At 60.0% G+C, this 22,352-nt stretch carries 21 protein-coding genes; 11 read left to right on the top strand and 10 right to left on the bottom strand.

Annotated features, from left to right (window positions below; translation table 11 throughout):
- The 4 genes from AC1MGT_RS06185 (at position 1) to AC1MGT_RS06200 (ending at position 4,879) form a co-directional block, all read left to right on the top strand.
- A complete protein-coding gene (locus AC1MGT_RS06185) occupies positions 1-1,041 on the top strand; it encodes a hypothetical protein (RefSeq protein ID WP_499503447.1) in 1,041 nt (346 codons plus the stop codon).
- Positions 1,042-1,173: 132 nt separating this feature from the next.
- A complete protein-coding gene (locus AC1MGT_RS06190; protein ID WP_499503448.1) occupies positions 1,174-2,490 on the top strand; it encodes a hypothetical protein in 1,317 nt (438 codons plus the stop codon).
- Positions 2,491-2,499: 9 nt separating this feature from the next.
- A complete protein-coding gene (locus AC1MGT_RS06195; protein ID WP_499503449.1) occupies positions 2,500-3,081 on the top strand; it encodes a hypothetical protein in 582 nt (193 codons plus the stop codon).
- Between the two features lie 742 nt (positions 3,082-3,823).
- Positions 3,824-4,879 (top strand): phytanoyl-CoA dioxygenase family protein, encoded by a 1,056-nt coding sequence (locus AC1MGT_RS06200; RefSeq protein WP_499503450.1) that lies wholly within the window; start codon positions 3,824-3,826, stop codon positions 4,877-4,879.
- A 46-nt stretch (positions 4,880-4,925) separates the two neighbouring features.
- Here AC1MGT_RS06200 and AC1MGT_RS06205 read toward each other — a convergent pair whose 3' ends face one another.
- Both AC1MGT_RS06205 and AC1MGT_RS06210 read right to left on the bottom strand, forming a co-directional pair.
- Positions 4,926-6,071, bottom strand: coding sequence for a DUF1501 domain-containing protein (locus tag AC1MGT_RS06205; RefSeq protein ID WP_499503451.1), 1,146 nt, complete (start codon positions 6,069-6,071; stop codon positions 4,926-4,928).
- 3 nt (positions 6,072-6,074) lie between these two features.
- The gene (locus AC1MGT_RS06210; protein ID WP_499503452.1) at positions 6,075-7,445 is read right to left on the bottom strand and encodes a DUF1800 domain-containing protein; all 1,371 of its coding nucleotides are present in this window, start codon (positions 7,443-7,445) and stop codon (positions 6,075-6,077) included.
- Positions 7,446-7,630: 185 nt separating this feature from the next.
- Here AC1MGT_RS06210 and AC1MGT_RS06215 point away from each other — a divergent pair, with 185 nt between their 5' ends.
- The 4 genes from AC1MGT_RS06215 to AC1MGT_RS06230 all read left to right on the top strand — a co-directional run bounded on the left by AC1MGT_RS06215 (position 7,631) and on the right by AC1MGT_RS06230 (position 12,577).
- Complete coding sequence (locus AC1MGT_RS06215) at positions 7,631-8,992, top strand: chloride channel protein (RefSeq protein ID WP_499503453.1); 1,362 nt, start codon at positions 7,631-7,633, stop codon at positions 8,990-8,992.
- Between the two features lie 330 nt (positions 8,993-9,322).
- Positions 9,323-10,555, top strand: coding sequence for a Na+/H+ antiporter NhaA (gene nhaA / locus AC1MGT_RS06220; protein ID WP_499503454.1), 1,233 nt, complete (start codon positions 9,323-9,325; stop codon positions 10,553-10,555).
- Positions 10,552-11,880, top strand: coding sequence for a TrkH family potassium uptake protein (locus AC1MGT_RS06225; protein ID WP_499503455.1), 1,329 nt, complete (start codon positions 10,552-10,554; stop codon positions 11,878-11,880). The genes nhaA and AC1MGT_RS06225 overlap by 4 nt, the downstream gene beginning before the upstream one ends.
- The gene (locus AC1MGT_RS06230) at positions 11,873-12,577 is read left to right on the top strand and encodes a potassium channel family protein (RefSeq protein ID WP_499503456.1); all 705 of its coding nucleotides are present in this window, start codon (positions 11,873-11,875) and stop codon (positions 12,575-12,577) included. The genes AC1MGT_RS06225 and AC1MGT_RS06230 overlap by 8 nt, the downstream gene beginning before the upstream one ends.
- A gap of 33 nt (positions 12,578-12,610) precedes the next feature.
- Here AC1MGT_RS06230 and rfbC read toward each other — a convergent pair whose 3' ends face one another.
- The 6 genes from rfbC to AC1MGT_RS06260 all read right to left on the bottom strand — a co-directional run bounded on the left by rfbC (position 12,611) and on the right by AC1MGT_RS06260 (position 18,382).
- A complete protein-coding gene (gene rfbC, locus AC1MGT_RS06235) occupies positions 12,611-13,156 on the bottom strand; it encodes a dTDP-4-dehydrorhamnose 3,5-epimerase (RefSeq protein ID WP_183555750.1) in 546 nt (181 codons plus the stop codon).
- Complete coding sequence (gene rfbA / locus AC1MGT_RS06240) at positions 13,156-14,049, bottom strand: glucose-1-phosphate thymidylyltransferase RfbA (RefSeq protein WP_499503457.1); 894 nt, start codon at positions 14,047-14,049, stop codon at positions 13,156-13,158. Before rfbA ends, rfbC begins: the two co-directional genes overlap by 1 nt.
- Positions 14,046-14,951 (bottom strand): dTDP-4-dehydrorhamnose reductase, encoded by a 906-nt coding sequence (rfbD, locus tag AC1MGT_RS06245; RefSeq protein WP_499503458.1) that lies wholly within the window; start codon positions 14,949-14,951, stop codon positions 14,046-14,048. Before rfbD ends, rfbA begins: the two co-directional genes overlap by 4 nt.
- Entirely contained in the window at positions 14,948-16,024 is a 1,077-nt protein-coding gene (gene rfbB, locus AC1MGT_RS06250) for a dTDP-glucose 4,6-dehydratase (RefSeq protein WP_499503459.1), read from the bottom strand. Before rfbB ends, rfbD begins: the two co-directional genes overlap by 4 nt.
- Before the next feature lie 274 nt (positions 16,025-16,298).
- Entirely contained in the window at positions 16,299-17,714 is a 1,416-nt protein-coding gene (locus tag AC1MGT_RS06255) for a heavy metal sensor histidine kinase (protein ID WP_499503460.1), read from the bottom strand.
- A complete protein-coding gene (locus AC1MGT_RS06260; protein ID WP_258835355.1) occupies positions 17,711-18,382 on the bottom strand; it encodes a heavy metal response regulator transcription factor in 672 nt (223 codons plus the stop codon). The genes AC1MGT_RS06255 and AC1MGT_RS06260 overlap by 4 nt, the downstream gene beginning before the upstream one ends.
- A 129-nt stretch (positions 18,383-18,511) precedes the next feature.
- Here AC1MGT_RS06260 and AC1MGT_RS06265 point away from each other — a divergent pair, with 129 nt between their 5' ends.
- A complete protein-coding gene (locus AC1MGT_RS06265; protein WP_499503461.1) occupies positions 18,512-19,012 on the top strand; it encodes a GlcG/HbpS family heme-binding protein in 501 nt (166 codons plus the stop codon).
- A gap of 56 nt (positions 19,013-19,068) precedes the next feature.
- Positions 19,069-19,506, top strand: a complete 438-nt coding sequence (gene uraH / locus AC1MGT_RS06270) for a hydroxyisourate hydrolase (protein ID WP_499503462.1) — start codon at positions 19,069-19,071, stop codon at positions 19,504-19,506.
- A gap of 46 nt (positions 19,507-19,552) precedes the next feature.
- Here uraH and cynR read toward each other — a convergent pair whose 3' ends face one another.
- Positions 19,553-20,449: a transcriptional regulator CynR gene (gene cynR, locus AC1MGT_RS06275; RefSeq protein WP_499503463.1), complete on the bottom strand. Its 897-nt coding sequence runs from the start codon at positions 20,447-20,449 to the stop codon at positions 19,553-19,555.
- Between the two features lie 122 nt (positions 20,450-20,571).
- On the opposite strand from cynR, the gene AC1MGT_RS06280 reads away from it, so the two are divergent.
- Entirely contained in the window at positions 20,572-21,285 is a 714-nt protein-coding gene (locus AC1MGT_RS06280; protein WP_499503464.1) for an HPP family protein, read from the top strand.
- Between the two features lie 102 nt (positions 21,286-21,387).
- Here AC1MGT_RS06280 and AC1MGT_RS06285 read toward each other — a convergent pair whose 3' ends face one another.
- Complete coding sequence (locus tag AC1MGT_RS06285; protein ID WP_499503465.1) at positions 21,388-22,164, bottom strand: class I SAM-dependent methyltransferase; 777 nt, start codon at positions 22,162-22,164, stop codon at positions 21,388-21,390.
- Positions 22,165-22,352: the final 188 nt, after the last annotated feature.

The following is a 22,352-nucleotide window of genomic DNA, read 5'->3' on the forward strand; positions in this document are numbered from 1 at the left end:
ATGCGCGATACAGTCTTGTTTATTTGCGAAGGCACTCAGCACCTCTCGTCTGCAATCGCGCTTGCAAAAAATCTGAAAAAAACAGGTATCGATGCTAGCCTTTTCTATGCTCACGCGTACCCGAATGATCCTGGATGTCGCATATTTAAGCACATCCTAAACGACAACATGATTATCCCTGGCTTCCTACAAAATGTCGGACTGGCAGTATTTTTCACAAACGAGTCATCGCCTTTCTGCATGACTTCAATTCGCATCGGTTTCATCGCGAAGCGTACCGCAACACCAACGATAACAATTCAGCATGGGTGGATCCAACCTGGTCTAAATTACCAATCCGACCTTCAAAAAGTTGGATTCCTGGGCCGAGGCACTGATAGCTCAGCCGCCCTTTGGCATTTCACGCCAGTGCTGCGGTATTTTGGGAAGGATGGGATTGGCTATCCTTTGGGAGCCAACGATGTAGCTATAAAAATTCCACAAAAAGATAATATCAACGTCCTAATATCGACAAACCTGAATTGGAATGTTTATTCTCGAGAGAACATTGTTGGCTTCTTGCGTACGTTAATGCACCTAAAACAGGAATTTCCATTTCTTAAATTTATGCACCGGGCTCACCCTGCTGAAAAAGCGAATGTAATTGCAGCAGAAATAGGCATGTATATGGAAACACTGGGTATTAGCGTAGGACCGTGGCAGGACATTGGAACTGCGATAGATTGGGCGGACCTAGTGATATCAACTCCAAGCACTGTTGTGCTTGATGCCTACTTCAAAGAGACCCCAGTATTTGTTTATGCATTTCAAAGTTTTAAAGAGGCACTGGCGGAAGTGGAAGGTATTACTTTTGGGTCTGGCAAAGAACTAACATCGCTAGTAGCTGAATTACTAACAGAAGGTAAGTATTCTGATCCAAAATTCTCCGGACTTCAGCCTGAAATTTTTGAAGGAGTAGTCAGAGAAAAAATGAAAAGCGTTAAAGACTTCTGCTTAATTGAAGAAGACTATCTGCAATACCGTTTATTCTGCACTTCCTGATATTTCTATTTTAATAAGCATTCGACTGCTGAACTAACGCGACGCAGTCTACACAATTCCGGCCAAATCTAATTTGGCTCTGAATATTTTATTCAACCAGCTGCATTGAAAAGCTGCAGCAAAAGGAATCGCATGTATATCGAATGGGGATTTAGAAGTTGTCCTTTCGAGCCTGAAGCTCTTAGAGCAGACGCCATTGGGCATCAGTTATTAGTTGGAAGAGATGTCGAGACAAAGAAAGTAATGACTCGCTTGAAGGCGTCTAAAAAATTGGTTACGCTTGACGGTTCAAATGGTGTTGGTAAAACAAGTTTAGTTAATATAGCGCTTTATCGTTGCTATCTTGAATATTTGAAGTCACCATCAAATAGTTTGTTCATTCCCTGCAGAACAGTCTTTCAACTAGACCATATTGATGACTTAGCGGCTTTTCAAACCCATGTGCTGTCAGAGATTGCCTTTACCCTCAGTGAGCGTAAGCAGGAACTAGATGCACTAGAAACTGGGATGCCGGGTGCTGTAGTTTTAAATTCATTCCTTGATCAAGACCTACTAGGAAAATGGAGATTTTCAATCAGTGGGTCTAACTCCACAAATACCAATCAAAGTGAGCAAACAGCCCCAAATCCTTTGGTGACCTCTCAGTTCGAGAGCGGACTTAAAGAATGGCTTGCGAAAACACTCTTCGAAAAGCATGAAGGCGCTATCGTGTGCGTCTTGGATAATCTCGAATTGCTTCAGACTTCGAAACGTGCAAGGCAATGTCTAGAGTCGTTGAGAGATACTCTTTTTTCCGTTAAAGGAATTCGCTGGGTTTTATGTGGCGCTAATAACATCATTCTGTCGGTCGCCTCCACCCCACGTCTTGCTGGACATTTGGAAAGCCCAATTGACGTCACTCCGCTCAAGAAAAATTGTACAGAGCAAATTTTCTCCAGTCGTCGTCAGGCTTACCAACTTGCTGAGCAAAACTGGTACCTACCTTTGACAAGTTCTGAGTTTGATCTACTTTATACAGTATTGAACCAAAATTTGCGAACAACGCTATCCAAATGTCATGATTACTGTATATCAACTTACGAAAATGGGCTTCGTCCAAAAGATGACACTGAAAAGAAAATTCTGTTTGAGAAATGGTTAACTAAAGAGGCTTTAGAGAATGAGAAAGCCTGCAGCGGCGCGGTTAAACAGAAGGCATTTGAAATTTTTGATCGTGCGGCAACAGACGAAGAGTTAAAAGATTCTTTTTCTCTCAGTCAGTATCAAAATTTCGGTTTTGATAGTGTAAATACACTTCGCCCACTTGTAAAAGAACTCGAAGATGCTGGCCTCCTGATTAGCCAAATTGATGAGGACGATAACCGTCGAAAGACGATTAGCGTGACGCCAAAAGGATGGTTAGTAAACTATTCAAGGATTTTATCTGGAAAATCTTCGTCTAGAAAATGATAAATAAGGATGAACGCTACGAGAAAAAACAATCTAGAAAATGATTTAAAAGAACTAGACAGCCGAATAAGCTTATCTAAATGGATAATACTTGGATTTGGATTACTATTACCCATACTTTATTTCAGTTGGTTCATCTATCAATCAATTCCAGTTTCGATTGACAGTGCCGATTGGGGTACTTTAGGTGACTTTATTGGAGGAATATTAAATCCATTAATCGCATTTTCGACATTTTATTGGCTCACGAAATCTGTCCGCATGCAGAAAGAAGAACTGGGTGAAACTAGGGCTACGCTAGATGACACTCTGGCTGCGCAAAGCGCTCAGGTTAAGATATCTGCTTTTACAGCTCTTATAAGTTCGACGACTAACGAGGTCGAAGTCTTAAATACACGCTTAAGTTACTTGTGCAATCAATTTAAAATAGACGACTCTACGGGGATTTTAAATTTTGACGGGGAATGGTTTAGCATAGAGAATGCTCGATCTCAAATTTCTATACTAAACGACGAAATATTTACACAATTAGAGCGGAAACGTGGTTATGAAAAAAGCATTCTAAGCCTTTTGAAAAATTCTGAGAACTAAATAGTTTTTCTGAAAATAATAGACTAGCGAATAGTGATTAAGGCAAAATTTAAACCGAACGTGAAGCAATGGCGCTTAACGTAAATTAGAATTTTTATGAACTTTGAAAAATCTTTACGTTCACTATCGGCAACAGAAATTATTAAAGTTTTAAATTTTATGAGCCAAACTTTTTCTTAAGTCAAAAAGAAGTGTCGAAGTTCGAGAACCGAGGGTAAGCGTTAAATTTGAGTGCGAAGAGGTTTCCTCAGTCTGTGTCCTTATTTCGGGAATCGGTTTCTTCGCGGTTAGCCAAAGTACTGCATCAACGTGTAGTCTGCTGGAAAATAGACGATACTCCCAACAGCGCTCCTGCTTCAATCCTTCGGGGTTTGGTTATCAGTCTGCCTAGGCTTACCAACCGTAATATTTAAACCATCACTGCCCATTCGTCCGGTTATGTGCCCCTGCTAATTTACCAAAATTGCATGGCATCAATACTACTGGCATGGTCGGTTTTCTCAAAAAAGTTCTCTATAACTTTATTGTATCTGGTGATATTTTCGACGACACGAATAGCATTTTAAATGATGACGTGTTCGGTTACTATCACGGAATTACCTACTTCTGCGCTCTTTAATGCGCGCATCTAACAACTATTTTTCAGATGGTAACGCGCAACCTGAGCACCAGTCTTTTAGAGGCTTATAGGCTTGCCACAACTAATGGCTTATCATTTCAATATTACAAGATTTAAATATTTATGACGCCCTTTAAAAACTCACTGCCAGGTGTTCCCAGTATTGAACATCCTCTGTTTGCGCGCATCTTCGACGAATCCATCGACCCAGAAACCCGTCGCATAGCCTTCGAACTGGCAATCAAAGGCTACGCAGTACTGGACTTCCCCGACCAGGATTTCAATTCGATGGCCGAGTCGATCAAGCAAAAGCTTCACCCCCACTACGATTTTGAGGGCTGGCGTGACCACGGCCACAATGCTGGCATCAGCCTGCGCGTCCAGGACGCATGGGAGTTTGACGACAACGTCAAACGCATCGCCTGCAACGAGAAGGTGCTGGCCCTGCTGTCACAACTGTATGGCCGCCAGGCCTGGCCATTCCAGACACTGAACTTCCCGGTTGGTACCCAGCAGCACTTTCACACCGACTCGATTCACTTCAGCTCCAGCCCTGAACGCTTCATGTGCGGTGTCTGGGTCGCCATGGAAGATATCGATGCGTCCAATGGCCCACTGATGTACTTCCCAGGCAGCCATCGCTGGCCGATCTATACGAATGAGCACATCGGCAAGTGTATTGCGGAGCTGGAAGGTACCAAGTCACAGGCCATTTACGAGTCGATGTGGCGCGACCTGGTAGAAGCACATGACGCGCAGCCGGATTACTTCCATGCGAAGAAGGGACAGGCGCTGATCTGGGCGGCTAACCTGATGCATGGCGGCACGAAGCAACTCGATCCGAGCCGCACCCGCTGGTCTCAGGTCACGCATTACTTTTTCGACGACTGTGCGTATTACACGCCGATGATGTCCGACCCCTTTTATGGCAGCATCGCGTTCCGCACGCTCACCAATATCGTGACGGGTGACCCTGTCCCCAACTGCGTCGCCGGGTATGAGATTCCCGAAAGTTTTATTGAGGCGACAGCGCCGGGGCAAACAAACTGGCATGCCGCGCCCGTTTTTGATCCCCAGCTGTACCTGCTGGCCAATCCGGATGTGGCAGCAGCTGGTGTCGATCCGGAGCAGCACTACCTGCAGCATGGGAAACGTGAAAAGCGCCGGCTGCGTCCCTGAGCTGAAGCAGTGGCGGCCATGTGTCGATGCACGGCCGCTACCTGGCTCAGCCGCGCAATAGACGCGATGACGCCTTGTCCGGCCGCGAATCGGGGAACAACACCTGCGCAGTGCGTTGCGGATCCAGCAAAAACGCATCGGCGCAGGCCTGCGCCACCAGCGTGTCAAGGCCGAGGGTCGGTCGCAAGTCACGATTGTCGAGCAGGTCAGCGGGAGCAAGTCCTGGCCAGTCTGCGACGATCTTCCCGCCTCTCACCGCACCGCCAATCAGCATGGCAGCCGATGCAGTCCCATGGTCGGTCCCGCCCGTGCCATTTGCCGCGACTGTGCGCCCAAACTCGGTGGCAACGAGAATCGTCGTCTGCCGCCATGTATCGCCAAGCCCCTGCTGCAGTCCGCTGATCAGGTTATCGAGGTTGTTCAGCTGCGTGGCCATGCGCCCTTTTTGCGCACTGTGCGTATCCCAGCCATTGGTTTCGATCATGGCAATCCGGGGGCCGTCCGCGCGCGCCAGAAAGCCCGCAGCAACTTTGCCCAGTTCAGCCGGCGACTGCTGGCCCTTGCCGCCGGCAGCCGCGCCAGCCATGCCCTGCGCCTTGAGCGCCGTCGACCAGAGTCCGCTCAGCTGGGCATCGCCTTCGTACAGCTTCTGCACGCGCAGCAGCAGATCGTCGTTGGCGTGCGGCAGGCCAGATGGCGCGTACGACGCAACATCGATCGCGCCGCGCAGCGCCAGCGGCAGTGTGGGCGCAAACGCGATGGCCTGATTGCTGCGCCGTGGCAGCATGCCGGCCAGCCGGTTCATCCAGCCATCCTTGACGTCGAATGGCGCTTTGCCGCCCGTCTCAAGAACATTTTGCGCGTCGAAGTGCGAGCGATCGCGGTACGGTGACGCCACCGCATGGAACAGGCTGGCCTGCCCCGCCTTGTACAGCCCGGCAATGCCGGTCAGCGACGGGTGCAGCGCAAACGTGCCGTCCAGCTTCAATGCTTCGGTGGGATCGATGGCAAGCGCCCCGCGCAACCTGGCATACGCAGGGTCGGCGTAAGGGATCAGCGTGTGCAGGCCATCGGCGGCGCCTCGCTGGATGATGAACACGAAGCGGCGCTCGGTGTCGGCGCCTGCAAATGCGATCCGGGGCGCGGCAAGCAATGCGGCTGCGCTGGAAATAAAACCTCGTCGGTTGAGCATGTTTTACCTTCTCAGGAATTCAGGCGATGCCAATAGCAACGCAAGCGCATTGGCCGGGCTTTCTGCCTGGGCAATCGCCGTCGCGGTCGCGCCGCTCAAGGTACCCGGCAGCACACGCGGCGCCAACGCGCGCGCGTCGATCTTGCTGCCAAACTCCGTGGCCAGGCGCTGCGCGATTTCTACCCGGCGCAGCAGCGCATCGGGCGCCGCCCAGGTGGCAGTCACGTCGCCATAACCGGCCGGCGAACCGGGCCGCCAGACGGGCTGGCCAAGCCGGGCCATCAGAAACTGGATGCGCGCCGCCGGCACGGTCTGCACGCCCATGGCGCGCAGGCCGGACAGCGTCCAGTCCCATGGCGACTTGAACTTGGCGGCCACTGGCGGCAAATCACCTGCTGCGCTCACCAGTTCCCGGTACAGCGCCGGCAAGTCGCCGCCGGTCTGCAGAAACCGGTCCGCCAGCCGCTTGACCAATGCCGGTGGTGGATCGTCGGTGATGAAGTGGCGCGCGAGCTTGGTAGCGATGTGGCTAGCTGTGGCCGGCGCGCTGGCCAGATCGCGCAGGATGGCCGTCGCCTGCTGCTGCCCATCGTCGGCGTAGCTGCGGCCAAGCACCGTCCGCACGCCGGGCTCGTGCTGGTTTGCCTGGAACCGGAACGTTTGCGCGGCGTCCTCAAGCGACTGCTGGCCGGGCAGCGTCCAGCCGGTCAGCGCGCGGGCGAATTCCAGCACGTCGGCCTGGGTATAGCCGCTGCGCACGCCCAGCGTGTGCAGTTCGAGAATTTCGCGCGCCAGGTTCTCGTTCAGGCCACGGGTCGGGCGGTCCGGCGCTTTTGCGCTGGCCCGGCGCGCGGCGACGCTGTCCGGCCCCGTCGAGGCGGACTGGTCGAGATACAGCAGCATGGCGGGATGGCGTACCGTGGCGAGCAGCAAATCTTCGAACCGCCCCAGGACATTCGGCCGGATGGCATCGGCCTCGAAGCTGGCGGCAAAACCCAGCACTGGTACTTTGTCGACCGAGATCGCGAAATGGTTCGCCCAGAAGTGGACCAGGCGCTCGACGAACGGCGTGCTGCTCTGCAGGGCGCTGTTGGTGCGCGCCTCTACGCCGGCAAGATAGGCTGCCCTGCCCGCGCGCTGGTACGCTTCACGAACGCTCGCACGCTGCGCCTCGGGTGCGCTGCGGATGGCGGCTTGCTGCTCGTTCCACTGCGCGGCGCGCTTTGACGTGCGCTCGATGGCACGCCATGGCGGCGGCAACGGCTCGTAAGCATCGAGCTGCGCCAGCAACCAGCGCCGTGGATCGGCAACGGGCTGGTCGTCCGGTCGCGCACCGAGGCCCAGGCGGTTGCGCGCAATGGAATCGTTGATCATGCACCGAGTATAGAACTGGAACTGTGCTGGCAGGTCATACCGGCATGTATGGTCTGTAACTGTCCGTAACGGCTGGTCCGGCAGTGCGTGCAGAAATTCTTTTATATTTGTGTCATTACAACAGTGTGGGCGCAAATACATTCGCACAAATCTATATAATATGGCCTCGTCCCCTCGAGCCCACCATGTCCCACGACCCTTCTCCGCACGACGTACGATCCGCCTTCAAACGCGAACTCATTTCTGCCAATCTCTGGCGCACCCGCATCGTCGTCGTCGGCACGGCTTCCATCGCCGGCCTTGTGGTCGTGGCGTTTACCTGGCTGGCCGAGCTGGCATTTGGCCAGTTCAACAAGATCGCCGACTTCGCCTGGTGGGTGCCCCTGATCTGGACGCCGCTCCTGTGCGCCGCCATCGTCTGGGTCACCCGGCGTTTCGTGCGCGGCGCCGGGGGCTCCGGCATTCCGCAAGTGATGGCGGCCCTTGACCCGGCTATTTCCGGCGGCCGGCGGCCCCTGCTCGTGTCCCTGAAAATCAGCTTTGCCAAGATCGGCCTGACCTCGGCCGGCCTGCTGGGTGGCCTGTCGCTCGGGCGTGAGGGCCCGTCGGTCCAGATCGCTGCCGGCGTGATGCTCGCCGCGCGCCGCTGGCTGCCGCGCGGCAGCGGCATCAGCGCCCATTCGCTGCTGGTGGCAGGCGGCGCGGCCGGTATCGCGGCTGCGTTCAACACGCCGCTGGCGGGGATCATGTTTGCGATCGAAGAATTGTCGCGCGCACCCGAGCAGCGTAACAGCGGCCTGATCGTCGCGGCGATCGTGCTGGCCGGTCTGATCGCCGTGTCCGTCCATGGCAATGGCCCGCACTTCGGCGTCATTCATCCGGGGCCGATCGGGCTGTCGCTGCTGTGGCCCGGCTTGCTGGCCGCCGTCGTGTGCGGCTTTGCCGGCGGCCTGTTCGCGCGCGTGCTGATCGCCAGCCTGCGGGGTGTCTCGCCCGACCTGCCCACGCGCTGGCGCGCCCGCTATCCGGTGCGCTTCGCACTGGGCTGCGGCTTCCTGATCGCGGTCATCGGCGTGCTCAGCGGTGGAGCGACCTATGGCAGCGGCAACGAAGCCACGCGCAGCCTGCTGGAGAACGAAGCCAACGTGCCGGCGGCGTTTGCGCTCTTCAAGTTTGTCGCGACCTGGCTCACCGCGTGGTCGGGCGTGCCGGCCGGTATCTTCGCGCCGTCGCTGTCCATCGGCGCGGCCATGGGTCAGAACATTGCCTCGCTCACCGGCTACCCGCATGGCGCGGCGCTGATTGCGCTGGGCATGGTGGGTTTTCTGGCGGCCGCCACGCAGGCACCGCTGACGGCCTTCATCATCGTCATGGAAATGGTCGATGGCCACAGCATGGTGCTCAGCCTGATGGCTTGCGCGGTCGTCGCCAGTACGGTCTCGCGCGTGCTCACACCGCCGTTGTACAGCGCACTGGCGACGATCCAGTTGCCGCCGCGCCCCGTTCACCCGGCGGGTCCGGGCGAACCGCCCGAGCGTGCGCCATGACGCGCAGCCCGCGCCGTAGCGTGGGCGGCATGTCAAATAATTACGTTATAATCCGACCAGGGTGTTCATGCCGCCAGGCATGACAGGATTTGCGCTGGTCGGGCCGCCACGCGGGCCACTACGCGACCACCATGCACCTGCACTTCTACCAGGCTTACGGGCCAACATCCGCTGTCCACGATCCGATCGGCCACCATGGCCGGGTCTTGCCATACCTCTCGTCACACCTCACGCCCTACCCTACTTTCACGAGCGCCCCGGCAGCAGCTGCGCCGCCTCATTCCACACGGGGGTTGCCAGATGACGCCCAAGCACTTTTGGAGATTCACCATGCGCATTGAAAAGCGTCTATCGAACACATTCAAGGAATTCGCAGCGTCCGGCAAGGCGGGCGGCACGATCCTGATCCTGTGCACCATCCTGTCGCTGATGGTCGCCAATTCACCGTGGGGTGCGCCGTACCTCGCGTTCTGGCAGATCAACCTGGCCGGCCTGAGCGTCGAACTGTGGATCAACGATGCGCTGATGGCCATCTTCTTCCTGTTGATCGGCCTGGAACTGCAGCGCGAACTGAACAACGGCGAACTGTCCGACCTGCGCAATGCGCTGCTGCCGATCATTGCCGCGGCAGGCGGCGTGGCGGTGCCGGCGCTGATCCACTTCACGCTCAATGGCGGCACGCACACCCAGCCGGGTATGGGCATTCCAATGGCCACCGACATCGCGTTCGCGCTGGGCGTGCTGGCCCTGCTGGGCAGCCGGGTGCCGGCGTCGCTCAAGATTTTCCTGACCGCGCTGGCCGTCATGGATGACCTGGCGGCCATCATCGTCATCGCCGTGTTCTATACGGCCGAGCTCAAGGTCGGCTACCTGGTCGGCGCGCTGGGCATGTTCGTCGCCTTGTTCCTGATGAATCGCCGCCTGCGGGTGCTGGCGCTGTGGCCTTACCTGCTGGGCGGCGCGGTGATGTGGTTCCTGATGCTGATGTCGGGCGTGCACGCAACGATTGCCGGCGTGCTGCTGGCCTTCACCATCCCGTATTCGCACACGCAGGACGATCCCGCGTCGCCAGCTCACCGGATGGAGCACGTGCTGCACACGCCGGTTGCTTTCCTGATCCTGCCGATCTTTGCGCTGGCCAATACCGGCATCGTGATCGGTGCCGGCTGGGCCGGCGACCTGATGTCGTCGAACAGCATGGGCATCATCGCCGGTCTGGTCGCCGGCAAGCCGGTCGGCATCTTCCTGTTCACCTTTGCCGCCGTGATGCTCGGCGTGTGCCGCCTGCCGCTCGACCTGGCATGGCGCCACGTGATCGGCGCCGGCCTGCTGGGCGGGATCGGCTTCACGATGTCGATCTTCATCACCAACCTGGCGTTTGTCGGTGAGGCCGAGATCATCAACGCGTCGAAGATGGCAATCCTGGCGGCGTCGCTGGCGGCCGGCATCCTGGGCTTCGTCTGGCTCAAGCTGTTTGGCGCGCCGGCCGAAGGCGATACCGATCCGGACACCATGGATTTCGACGACGGCACCACGGACACCGGGCCAGCCCGGGCGGCATGACCGCTATCCTGCACCCGGCCAGGGTCGTCGTCCTGCTGTTTGCAGGCGCGATCCTGGCCGGCACGCTGCTGTTGATGCTGCCGCTGGCCAGTGCCAGCGGCCAGGGCGCGCCGCTCATGGTGGCGTTCTTCACGGCGGTATCGGCCGTATGCGTCGGCGGCCTGGCCGTGGTCGATACGGGCACGTACTGGTCGGGTTTTGGCCAAGCGTCGATCATGGTGTTGTTCCAGCTGGGCGGCTTCGGCATGATGACGGCCGCCACGCTGCTCGGCCTGATGGTCAACCGCTCGTCGCGCCTGCGCACGCGCCTGATTGCGCAGACCGAAACGCGCTCGCTGGGCATGGGCGACATCGCGAGCGTGGCCCGGGTCGTGCTGACCGTGTCGGTGCTGCTGCAGCTCGTGATCGCCGCCATCCTGTTCGTGCGGCTGCGCGCCGGGTACGATCTGGCGTGGGGCGACGCGGCATGGAGCGCCCTCTTCCACGCTGTCTCGGCGTTCAACAACGCGGGCTTTTCGCTGCATGCCGACAGCCTTACCCGTTATGCAAGCGATACGCTGGTGCTGCTGCCGATCATGATCGCCATCGTGGTCGGCGGGATTGGTTTTCCGGTGCTGCACGACCTGCGCCACCGCTTGCGCGATCCGCGCCATTGGTCGCTGCACACCAAGCTCACCCTCACCGGCACGTTGTTCTTGCTCGTGGGTGGCTTCGTCACGGTGCTGCTGTTCGAGTGGAACAACGCCGCCACGCTGGGCGCGCTGTCGACGCCCGACAAGCTGATGAACAGCATGTTCATCTCGGTGGCGTCGCGCACGGCGGGTTTCAATACCGTCGACTACAGCGCGCTGACACCCGAGACCTGGGCGCTGCACTATCTGCTGATGTTCATCGGCGGCGGCAGCGCAGGCACGGCGGGCGGCGTCAAGGTGGCCACTGTCATGATCCTGGTTTTGCTTGTCGTGGCCGAAGCGCGCGGCCAGTCCGACACCGAGGCCTTCGGCCGGCGGGTCGGGATGGCGGCGCAGCGCCAGGCCGTTACCGTGCTGGTGCTGGGCAGTGTGATCGTGGCGCTGGGCACGGTGGCACTGCTGCGGATCTCGCATTTTCCGACCGATCAGATTATCTTTGAAGTCATCGCGGCCTTTGGCAGCGCGGGCCTTTCCACCGGCATCACCGCCCAGCTGCCGGCCTCCGGCCAGCTGGTGCTGGCCTTGCTCATGTTCATCGGCAGGGTCGGCACGATCACCCTCGCGACCTCGCTCGTTCTGGGCAAGCGGCGCATGCCCTATCGTTATCCGGAGGACCATCCAATTGTTGGGTAGAATTTTCACAGAACAGTTCGCCTTTTCGGCGGGCGACAGCGTCGTCGTCATTGGCCTGGGCCGCTTCGGCGGCGCGGTGGCGCAATCGCTGATGCGCCTGGGGCACGACGTCATGGGCATCGACCGCAAGGAAGAGCTGGTGCAGCTCTGGAGCGAGCGGCTCACGCACGCCGTGCAGGCCGACTCCACCAACGAGAACGTGATGCTGCAGCTGGGCGTGCCCGACTTTTCGCACGCCATCGTCGCCATCGGCTCGGACCTCGCGGCCAGCCTGATGACGCTGATGGTGCTGTCCGAACTGGGCATCAAGGATATCTGGGTCAAGGCGATGACGCCCGAGCACGGCCAGATCGCGCAGCGCATCGGCGCCCATCACGTGGTCTACCCCGAGGCCGACATGGGCGCGCGCGTGGCCCACCTGATCACCGGGCGGCTGATGGATTTCATCGAGTTCGAAGACGGGTTTGCGATCGCGAAGATCAATGCGCCGGCCGAGACGCACAACCTCACGCTGGCCGAATCGCACGTGCGCGCGCGCTTTGGCGTCACCGTGGTGGGCGTGAAACGGCTCAACGAAGACTTCCAGCATGCACTGGGCGAGACCCGCATCCTGCCGGGCGACCTGTTGATCGTATCGGGCCCGACCAAGAAGATCGAGCTGTTTGCCGGCGGCGAGAAGAAAGGCAGGAAGCGCTAGGGCCGTGCCAGGGCCCCGGGGCTAAGCGACCGCTTACTCGAACACTTCCGCGGTAGCGAACATGGTGCCCTTCTCGTCCTTGGCCGACACCGATGGCGTCGCGCTGATCGGCCAGGTAATCGCCAGGCTCGGATCGTTCCAGACGATGCAGCGCTCGTGCTCGGGCGCGTAGTAGTCGGTGGTCTTGTAGACGAACTCGGCCGTTTCGGACAGCACCACGAAGCCGTGCGCGAAACCTTCGGGCACCCACAGCTGGGCCTTGTTCTCGGCGCTCAGGATTTCACCCACCCACTGGCCGAATGTCGGCGACGCGCGGCGCAGGTCGACCGCGACGTCGTAGACGCTGCCGGCGACCACGCGCACCAGCTTGCCCTGCGGCTGCTTGATCTGGTAGTGCAGGCCGCGCAGCACGTTGCTGGTGGATTTCGAGTGGTTGTCCTGCACGAACGACACCTTGCGGCCCACCGCTTCTTCAAAGCGGGCCTGGTGGAAGCTCTCGTAGAAAAAGCCGCGGTCGTCGCCGAACACGCGTGGTTCGATCTTCAGGACGTCTGGAATTGCCAAGCGAGTAATCTGCATCAAAATACCTTTTCATTCAAAACACGCACCAGATACTGGCCGTAGCCGTTCTTGCGCAGGGGTGCTGCCAGTTCTTCGAGCTGGGCGGCGTTGATCCAGCCCTTGCGAAACGCGATTTCTTCGGGGCATGCCACTTTCAGGCCCTGGCGCTGTTCGATCGTTGCGATGAACTGGCCGGCGTCGAGCAGCGACTCGTGGGTGCCGGTGTCGAGCCAGGCGTAGCCGCGGCCCATGATCTCGACGTTGAGCTTGCCGATGTCCATGTACATGCGGTTCAGGTCGGTGATCTCGAGCTCGCCGCGTGGCGACGGCTTGAGCGTGCGCGCCATTTTGGCGACATTCTCGTCATAGAAATACAGGCCCGTCACCGCATAGTTCGAGCGCGGCGTGGCCGGCTTTTCTTCCAGGCTGATGGCCTTGCCGTCGTCGCTGAATTCCACGACGCCGTAGCGCTCGGGATCCTGCACGTGGTAAGCGAAGACGCTGGCGCACTCGGTGCAGGCATCGGCGCGCTCGAGCAGCTGGTTGAAATCGTGGCCGTAGAACAGGTTATCGCCCAGCACCAGTGCCGACGGCGAATTGCCGATGAAGTCTTCACCGATGATGAAGGCTTGCGCCAGGCCGTCGGGCGACTCCTGCACCGCGTACGACAGATTCAGGCCCCAGCGCGCGCCGTCACCCAGCAGTTGCTGGAAGCGCGGCGTGTCTTGCGGCGTCGAGATGATCAGGATGTCGCGGATGCCGCCGAGCATCAAGGTGCTCAGCGGGTAGTAAATCATCGGCTTGTCGAACACGGGCAGCAGCTGCTTCGAGATTGCCAGCGTGGCCGGGTGCAGGCGGGTGCCGCTGCCACCGGCGAGGATGATGCCTTTGCGTTGCATAGCGTTGCTCATAGGTTTCCTTGCGCCGACAGTTCGGCGATCAATCGGTTGACGTGGTGGCGCCAGTCGGGCAGGCTCACGCCGAAACTGGCGCTGAACTTGCTGCAGTCGAGCCGCGAATTGGCAGGCCGCGCGGCCGGGGTCGGGAACGCGCTGGCCGCGATCGGCTGCACGGCATCCGGCCCGGCCTTGAGCACGGCGCCGTGGCTTTGCGCCTGTGCCAGCACGTGCTGGGCGTAGGCATGCCAGGTGGTGGCGCCAGCGGCGGCCAGGTGGTACACGCCCGACAACCCCTGCGCATCCACGCCAGGGGCGGCGATGCGGTGCAGCGCCAGCGCCGTGACGTCGGCCAGCAGTTCGGCGCCGGTCGGCGCGCCATGCTGGTCGGCGACCACGTTGAGCGACTCGCGCTCTTTGGCCAGGCGCAGCATCGTCTTGGCGAAGTTGCCGCCGCGCGGTGCGAACACCCAGCTGGTGCGCAGGATCAGGTGGCGCGCGCCGCTGGCGGCGATGCGCTGCTCGCCGTCGTACTTGGTGCGGCCATACACCGACAGCGGATTGACGGCGTCGGTTTCGACCCAGGCGCCCTCTTTCGTGCCATCAAAGACATAGTCGGTCGAGTAATGCACGAGCCAGGCATTGCCGGCTGCGGCTTCCTCTGCCAGCACGCCCGGCGAGACGGCATTGACGTTGTGCGCCATGGCGGCGTCGCTCTCGGCCTTGTCGACCGCGGTGTAGGCAGCAGCATTGACGATGACGTCGGGCGCAAACGTGCGCACGACGGCGCGCAGCGATTCGGGATCGGTGAAATCGGCGTCGGCGCGGCCCAGCGCGCGCAGTTCGCCCAGCGGCGCGAGCGCGCGTTGCAGTTCCCAGCCGACCTGGCCATCTTTACCCAGTAGCAGGATCTTCATGCGGCGGCGTTTTCTGCCGTGTACTGGCGGTCGACCCATTCCATATAGGCGCCGCTGGTGACGTTCTCGACCCAGGCGCCGTTGGCGAGGTACCATTCGACCGTCTTGCGGATGCCCGTGTCGAAGGTTTCGGCCGGGCGCCAGCCCAGTTCGCGCTCGAGCTTGCCGGCATCGATCGCGTAACGGCGATCGTGGCCCGGGCGGTCTTTCACGAACGTCATCTGCGTTGCGTACGACGCGCCGTCGGCGCGCGGCTGCAGTTCATCGAGGATCGCGCACAGCGTGCGCACGACGTCGATATTGGCTTTCTCGTTCCAGCCGCCGACGTTGTACGTTTCGGCCAGGCGGCCGTCTTCGAGCACGCGGCGAATCGCGCTGCAATGGTCGGTGACGTAGAGCCAGTCCCGGATCTGCTGGCCATCGCCGTAGATCGGCAACGGTTTACCGGCCAGTGCGTTGTGGATCACGAGCGGGATCAGTTTTTCCGGGAAGTGGTACGGGCCGTAGTTGTTCGAGCAGTTGGTGGTCAGGACCGGCAGGCCGTAGGTGTGGTGGTAGGCACGCACCAGGTGGTCGGACGCTGCCTTGGTGGCCGAGTACGGGCTGTTCGGTTCATAGCGGTGCTGCTCGGTGAAGGCCGGCGCATCGCTCTCGAGCGTGCCATACACTTCATCGGTCGACACGTGCAGGAAGCGAAAATCCGTCTTGGCCTGCTCGTCCAGGCCGTTCCAGTAGGCGCGCACGGCTTCGAGCAGGTTGAAGGTGCCGACGATATTGGTCTGGATGAAGGCGCCCGGGCCTTCGATCGAACGGTCGACGTGGCTCTCGGCCGCGAAGTTCAGCACGGCCCGTACCTTGTGCTCGGCCAGCAGGCGCGCCACCAGGGCGCCATCGCCGATGTCGCCGCGCACGAAGTGGTGGCGGCTGTCGCCTTCCAGGCTCGTCAGGTTTTGAAGATTGCCGGCGTACGTCAGCTTGTCGAGGTTGACGACGGGTTCGTCATTGTGAGCGAGCCAGTCGATGACGAAGTTCGAGCCAATAAAGCCCGCTCCGCCAGTCACGAGGATAGTCATGCCTGCAGTTCCTGGTAAAGGTATCGGTGGCTGCGCGGCGCCCTGGGCGCTGCGCGAACCTGAGAATTGTCGTGGACGAACGGCGGTGGCCGTTCATGCGGTGTTGCTTCTATTTTATGATGACTAGGTAGCAAAAATGTGACATGTCGCCACATTCTCCGGGCACTGTAGGTATTCTGTCAATGCCGGATAGCCTGTAGGTTTCGTTGGGGTAATCCTAACATCTGCCTGGAAAGTATGTCACGCAAATAACCGACTGGCTGTGTACAGTCAGTTACATCCCGTTGTCGTGTCTGGTCTTCACAGATTGTGGGAACAACAGGGCGAAACGATTGCCCGTGTCGTCGCTTTCAGCCTGCGCTTCACCACCGTGCAAATGCATGATCGAGGCGACAATGGCCAGTCCCAGACCACCCGAATCACCGCCCTGGCTGCGTGCCGGGTCACAACGATAAAATCGTTCGAACAGGTGTGGGAGATGGGCGGCCGGGATCGGTATGCCGGTATTGTGCACGGCGATGCTGACCGTTGCGCCATCGGCGCAGGTCTGGATTGTCACCGTGCCTTCGGCCGCACCGTAGCGCAGCGCATTGGCCAGCAAGTTAGCCAGCGCACGCCGCACCAGCGCGCGGTCAGCAACCAGTTCGCCTGCCGCGTGCACCACGACGCTGATCCCGCGTTCTTCGGCCACGCCTTCGAAATAGTCCACCAGCTGGGTGCACAACTCTGCCAGATCGATCGTTTCAAGCGTGACGCCGCTGGCCGGCTGCTCCGAGCGCGCAAGAAACAGCATGCTGTCGATCATGCGCGCAAGGCGCTCGTATTCTTCCAGATTTGACGCCAGCAGCTGTTCATAGTCATCCACGCTGCGGCGCTTGCGCAGCGCGTGTTCAGTGTGCCCCATCAGGTTATGCAAAGGCGTGCGCATCTCGTGGGCCAGATCTTCGGAAAAGCGCGACAGCTGGACAAAGCCGTCGGCCAGGCGCGTCAGCATCTGGTCGAGCGCTGCCCCCAGTTGCTGCAGTTCCTGCGTTTCTTTCAGCGGCACCGGTGTCAGCTTCACCGCCACGTTCTGCTGCAGGCGCCGCACGTCGACGGCGGCGGCCCGCTCCGCCATCAGCCGCACAGGCCGCAGTGCGCGCTGGCTGATCAACCAGCCCAGTACGAACGACAGCAGCGCCCCGCCGGCCAGCGCCGCCCCCAAGGTCATGCGGTAGCTGGCCAGCATGCGCTCGCGCTCGGCCAGCATTTTGGCGGCGACCACGGTGAACCGGCGGTTGCCCTGCCAGACATCGACCCAGGCCAGCCGCGCCGCCTGCCCGGTCGCGACATCGGTGAGGCGGATCGAGGACGCGGGCGGCAGGGACGGCAGCGTCAGGCCGCCCGGATTGACAGCGATCAGCAACTGCCCCTTGGCGTCGAGCATCCACAAGGCATTGTCGCGATTGCCCAGCATGTTGGCGTACAGCTGCGGGCGCCTGCGCAACGCCTCGATACTGGCGCTGTCGGCAACCAGCGCGTGCATGCGGTCGATCCTGCCTGCCAGCGCGATGTCGTCGCGCCACGCCAGCTCGCTTGCCAGGGACCGGTACAGGAACACGCCGATGGCCCCCAGCAGCAGCGCGCTTGCCAGGGCAAACCACAGCGCCAGGCGCATGCTCAGCGAACGGGGCGCGAACGCAAGCCTCATGGCGTCTCGCCCAGCATGTAACCCATGCCGCGTACCGTATGAATCAGTTTCAGTGGGTAGGGATCGTCGATTTTCACGCGCAGGCGGCGGATGGCCACATCGACGACGTTGGTGTCGCTGTCGAAGTTCATCTGCCACACGTGCGAGGCGATGACCGCACGCGAGAGCACCTCGTCGACCCGGCTGACCAGCAGGTGCAGCAGCGCGAATTCCTTGCCCGTCAGGGTAATCCGGTCGCCCTGACGCGTGACCCGGCGGCGCAGCACATCGACCTGCAGGTCGGCGACGCGAAATTCCTGCATGTCGCGCGGCGGCCCGCGCCGCAGCAAGGTGCGCACGCGCGCCAGCAGTTCAGCAAACGAAAATGGCTTGACCAGATAGTCGTCAGCGCCCAGTTCGAGTCCGCGCACGCGGTCTTCGATTGCGTCACGGGCCGTCAGGAACATCACCGGCGTGGCCGACCTGGCACGCACCAGTTGCAGCAGCGCCCAGCCGTCAAGGCCCGGCAGCATCACGTCGAGGATCACCAGATCGAAGTCGAACTCCTCGATCATATAACGGCCGTCAAAGCCATTGCTTGCCACTTCGACGATGTAGCCGGACTCGCGCAAGCTCTTTTGCAGGTAGTCGGCTGCCTTGCGTTCATCTTCCACGATCAGTATGCGCATGCATGGCTCCTTGTTTCGCAATCTTACTGCCCGCCGCGCGCCAGATGACAAAACTGTCATCTGGCCGTCATCTGGTTGTCGCCAGGCGCTGCGTACCATGCGGCCATTCGAACACCACCGGGATCATTCATGTACCACCAACTGCCTGCAGGTTTGCTGATCGCGTTGTCGCTGGCCTGCACCCAGGCCAGCGCCGCCGCCCCGCTGACCATACCCCACCGCACTATCTCACTCGATGGCGCGAGTCGCCTGCTCGACGCGGCGATGACTGCCTGCCATGCCGACGGCAAAGTGCTGGCCGCCGCCGTGGTCGACCGCGGCGGCAACCTGGTCGCCCTGCGCCGCGACGATGGCGTCGGATCGCACAACACCATCGCTGCCCAGCGCAAGGCCTACACGGCGCTGTCAACCAGAACGGCGACCCGCCTGCTGGCCGCCAATGCCCGCGCCAGCGCCGAAGCAGCCAACCTCAACACCGTCGACACGCTGCTGCTGCTTGGCGGTGGCGTGCCACTGATGGCTGACGGCGAGCTCATTGGTGCCATCGGCATTGCCGGCGCTGGCGGACCGGCCACAGACGAAGCCTGCGCACTGGCCGCAATCGACAACGTGTTCCGCAAGACGCCCTGATCGCTGGCGACATTGACGTTCCGATTATTTCTACACTCACCCCATATGGAGAACACATGAAATTCCTTCAGACCCTGCTCGTTGTGACCCTCGGCGCTGCTGCGCACTGCGCCAGTGCCGCGGCCGCACCCACCGTCGCACCTGCCACAGCGATCAACCCGCTCAGCGTCCATGTCCTCAACCTGCAGGACGGTTTGCCATCAGCCGATGTGGCTGTCACCCTCGAACAGCGCGTGGGCGACGGATGGACGATGCTCGGCGAAGGCGTCACCAACGCCCAGGGCCGCATCCCGGCGCTGTTCCCCGCCGGCGTGGCAATGGTACGCGGCACTTACCGGGTCACATTCAAGACCGGCAAGTGGTTTGCCGAGCACAAGAGCCCGACGTTCTTCCCCGAAATCCCTGTCATCTTTACGGCTGACGGCAGTGTGCCGCATTACCACGTGCCGCTGCTGCTGAGCCCGTACGGCTATTCGACCTACCGCGGCAATTGAATCCGTACAGCGGCAAAGACTGTCAGCGGCGCGCCGGCACAGAGCATCACGCGCCTGACGTCAAATCCCGCACCAGGTCGGTCAATACGTCGACCAGTGCTTTGCTTGCCGCTGTGCGATACGCCCCCTTGCGCCAGGCGTAGACGACATGGCGCGACGGCATCGCCGGCAGCAGTGCAACCGCGTGCAGATCGGTATAGGTGGCAGAAATCGGGTTGGGCAGAACTGTGCCCAGCGTTCCCTGACGAACGATCTCGACCAACGCGCCAATGGCATTGACTTCGACGGCGACCTTTGCCGCGATACCTTGCGATGCGCAGTACGCGTCGATTTGCTGGCGGGTAGCGAACGACTTGTTGAGCAAGACCAGCGGTTCGGTAGCGAACGCCGCCAGCGGCAACGCGGCAGACCGGGCTGCGAGTCGATGACTGGCGGCGGTCACGAAGCCAAGGTGTTCTTCGTACACCGGTGTGTAGTCGAGTTCACCCGGCTGCAGCGGACTGAAGGCGATGCCGAGGTCGAGTTCGTCGTTGATCAACATCGCTTCAATGTCTTCCTGCGCAATTTCCAGAAAACTGACTGTGACCCCTGGATGCAGTGCATGGAAACGGGCGATCAGCGGACCGATCAGATACAGCGATAACGTTGGCGGCGCAGCGCAACGCAGCACGCCACGGTGTGCAGTGCCGACATCCTGGATCGCGCGGACGCCGGCGTGAAGATGCTGCATGCCGAGTTTGGCGTGGCCCATCCATGCCTCGCCGGCGTCGGTCAGGCGCACGCTTTTTCCACTTCGGTCAAACAGCTGGACACCCAGCAATGCTTCGAGCTGCTTGATCTGCTGTGACAGCGCTGGTTGCGACAGATGCAGCGCGGCGGCGGCACGGGTGAAGTTGCGATGCTCTGCAACGGCAAGAAAATAGCGGATATGGCGCAGCAGCATGGACGTTCCGATGATTCGTTTTACTTATCGACATCATCGCATATCGGTCTTGGACCTTATGGTTGTGCGTTGTTATATTTGCCGCCCGAACAATCCACTCAGTTTTTTAGAAAGATGTCATCTTGTCGTCCTTTCAGCAATGGTGTCGTGACTTCCTTCCCGCCCCGATTCAAATAGCGCCTCGTGAACAATTACGCAGCAGTCTGGGCGCGCTGATCGGGATATTGTTTACGGGCATGATTGCCTGGTTTTTCGGCGGACCAGTCGACAATCTGCCATTGCTGGCAGCGCCCTTGGGCGCGTCTGCCGTGCTGTTGTTCGGCGTACCGGCAAGCCCACTGGCCCAGCCATGGGCGATCATCGGAGGAAATCTGATCGGCGCAGTAACAGGCGTCAGCTGCGCTTACTTGATCCCGATGCCGCTCCTGGCGGCAGCAGTCGCCGTGGCAGTCACAATCATGCTGATGTTTTCGTTTCGCTGCGTGCATCCACCGTCCGGTGCGGTGGCGATCACAGCGGTGCTGGGAGGCAGCAAGATTCATGCACTCGGCTATGCATTCGTGCTGTTCCCGATCGGTCTCAATTCTGTCGCCCTGCTTGCCGGCGCACTTGTTTACCACAGGCTCACCGGGCATCGCTATCCTCACCGCGCGATTCACAAGACGCCTGCGGCCAACCATGACGCGACGGAGATGTTCACACGTGCGGACCTTGATGCGGTATTACGCAGGCGCACCGAAATACTGGATGTCGATGCCGATGACCTGGAATCGGTGCTGGAAGAAGTGGCGCAGGAAAGTCAGCGACGTCGTGTGAGCATGTCGAATTCGTCCTGAAACGGGAGATGGTTGATCAGTGTGCGTTGCGGCGGAAGGTGCCATGCCACTTCCGCCCCCAGGCCGCAACGCATCGACAGCAGCGGCCAGAAAACCTGGCGCTCAGGGCTTGCGAAACACGACCGCATGCTGGATCGGCAGCGACTTGATGCTGCGTTCCCATGTCAGGCCATGCGCCGTGGCTTCACGCCGTATCTGCGTCTCGCTCATCTTGTGCAGCGGCTTGATCGCAACTGCCGGATCCTCGGCACGATATTCGACGAAGACAACGCGCCCGCCCGGCTTGAGGGCAGCAACGATGCTATCGAGGACTTCTGCGGGATAGGAGAGCTCGTGATAGACATCGACCATGATTGCCAGGTCGATGCTGGCCGGCGGCAGTTTGACGGTGGTTTCGCTGCCCAGCACCGAAACCACATTGCGCACGCCGCGCTTTGCCATCTGGCTGTCGAGCATGGCAATCATTTGCGGCTGCACATCGACGGCGTACACACGCCCATTGGGGCCGACTTTTTTCGCCAGCTGCCAGGTGTAGTAGCCGGTGCCGGCACCGATGTCGGCCACCGTCATGCCGGGCGCCAGCGCCAGGTCCCGCAGCAGCAATGCCGGCCGCTCCTCGTGTGCGCGGCTTTCGCGCTCGAGCCATTGCGCCCCCTCCCATCCCATCACACCGGAGATTTCGCGGCCCATGTAGCGCTTGCCGATGCCATCCGGGCTGGGTGCAACACGTTCATAGCGCGTATCGGCGGTGGCTGGCTGTGCCACAGCATCGATACTGAAGGATGACAGCAGCGTCAGCGCCGACAGGCAAGCCAGCAGGATGGGGAGCGTACGGTGAGTGCGGCCGGTGCGGCAGTTGCTCGAGCGGGTGCGGTGCATGATCGGTTTCCGTAAGAAGTCGCTGCCTGCAATGGCGCGGGCAGGCTTGTCGTGAATGGGAATGATCAGTGTAGCTGCGTTGGCTGTTCGATGTACTTTCCCGTGGCGACCGGCGTCGAACGATGTGCGCTGTTCACAGGGACTCAGCGAATCCGCGAATCGGGCTCGGCTCGTGACACCTGCGCTGT

This window comes from Telluria sp. BA11, assembly GCF_056680305.1.

What these genes read in the sequence shown, in the direction of transcription:
- AC1MGT_RS06185 (WP_499503447.1), top strand. Translation starts at nt 1, where the DNA reads ATGCGCGATACAGTCTTGTTTATTTGCGAAGGCACTCAGCACCTCTCG.
- AC1MGT_RS06190 (WP_499503448.1), top strand. Translation starts at nt 1,174, where the DNA reads ATGTATATCGAATGGGGATTTAGAAGTTGTCCTTTCGAGCCTGAAGCT.
- AC1MGT_RS06195 (WP_499503449.1), top strand. Translation starts at nt 2,500, where the DNA reads ATGAACGCTACGAGAAAAAACAATCTAGAAAATGATTTAAAAGAACTA.
- AC1MGT_RS06200 (WP_499503450.1), top strand. Translation starts at nt 3,824, where the DNA reads ATGACGCCCTTTAAAAACTCACTGCCAGGTGTTCCCAGTATTGAACAT.
- AC1MGT_RS06205 (WP_499503451.1), bottom strand. Translation starts at nt 6,071, where the DNA reads ATGCTCAACCGACGAGGTTTTATTTCCAGCGCAGCCGCATTGCTTGCC.
- AC1MGT_RS06210 (WP_499503452.1), bottom strand. Translation starts at nt 7,445, where the DNA reads ATGATCAACGATTCCATTGCGCGCAACCGCCTGGGCCTCGGTGCGCGA.
- AC1MGT_RS06215 (WP_499503453.1), top strand. Translation starts at nt 7,631, where the DNA reads ATGTCCCACGACCCTTCTCCGCACGACGTACGATCCGCCTTCAAACGC.
- nhaA (WP_499503454.1), top strand. Translation starts at nt 9,323, where the DNA reads ATGCGCATTGAAAAGCGTCTATCGAACACATTCAAGGAATTCGCAGCG.
- AC1MGT_RS06225 (WP_499503455.1), top strand. Translation starts at nt 10,552, where the DNA reads ATGACCGCTATCCTGCACCCGGCCAGGGTCGTCGTCCTGCTGTTTGCA.
- rfbC (WP_183555750.1), bottom strand. Translation starts at nt 13,156, where the DNA reads ATGCAGATTACTCGCTTGGCAATTCCAGACGTCCTGAAGATCGAACCA.
- rfbA (WP_499503457.1), bottom strand. Translation starts at nt 14,049, where the DNA reads ATGAGCAACGCTATGCAACGCAAAGGCATCATCCTCGCCGGTGGCAGC.
- rfbD (WP_499503458.1), bottom strand. Translation starts at nt 14,951, where the DNA reads ATGAAGATCCTGCTACTGGGTAAAGATGGCCAGGTCGGCTGGGAACTG.
- rfbB (WP_499503459.1), bottom strand. Translation starts at nt 16,024, where the DNA reads ATGACTATCCTCGTGACTGGCGGAGCGGGCTTTATTGGCTCGAACTTC.
- AC1MGT_RS06255 (WP_499503460.1), bottom strand. Translation starts at nt 17,714, where the DNA reads ATGAGGCTTGCGTTCGCGCCCCGTTCGCTGAGCATGCGCCTGGCGCTG.
- AC1MGT_RS06260 (WP_258835355.1), bottom strand. Translation starts at nt 18,382, where the DNA reads ATGCGCATACTGATCGTGGAAGATGAACGCAAGGCAGCCGACTACCTG.
- AC1MGT_RS06265 (WP_499503461.1), top strand. Translation starts at nt 18,512, where the DNA reads ATGTACCACCAACTGCCTGCAGGTTTGCTGATCGCGTTGTCGCTGGCC.
- uraH (WP_499503462.1), top strand. Translation starts at nt 19,069, where the DNA reads ATGAAATTCCTTCAGACCCTGCTCGTTGTGACCCTCGGCGCTGCTGCG.
- cynR (WP_499503463.1), bottom strand. Translation starts at nt 20,449, where the DNA reads ATGCTGCTGCGCCATATCCGCTATTTTCTTGCCGTTGCAGAGCATCGC.
- AC1MGT_RS06285 (WP_499503465.1), bottom strand. Translation starts at nt 22,164, where the DNA reads ATGCACCGCACCCGCTCGAGCAACTGCCGCACCGGCCGCACTCACCGT.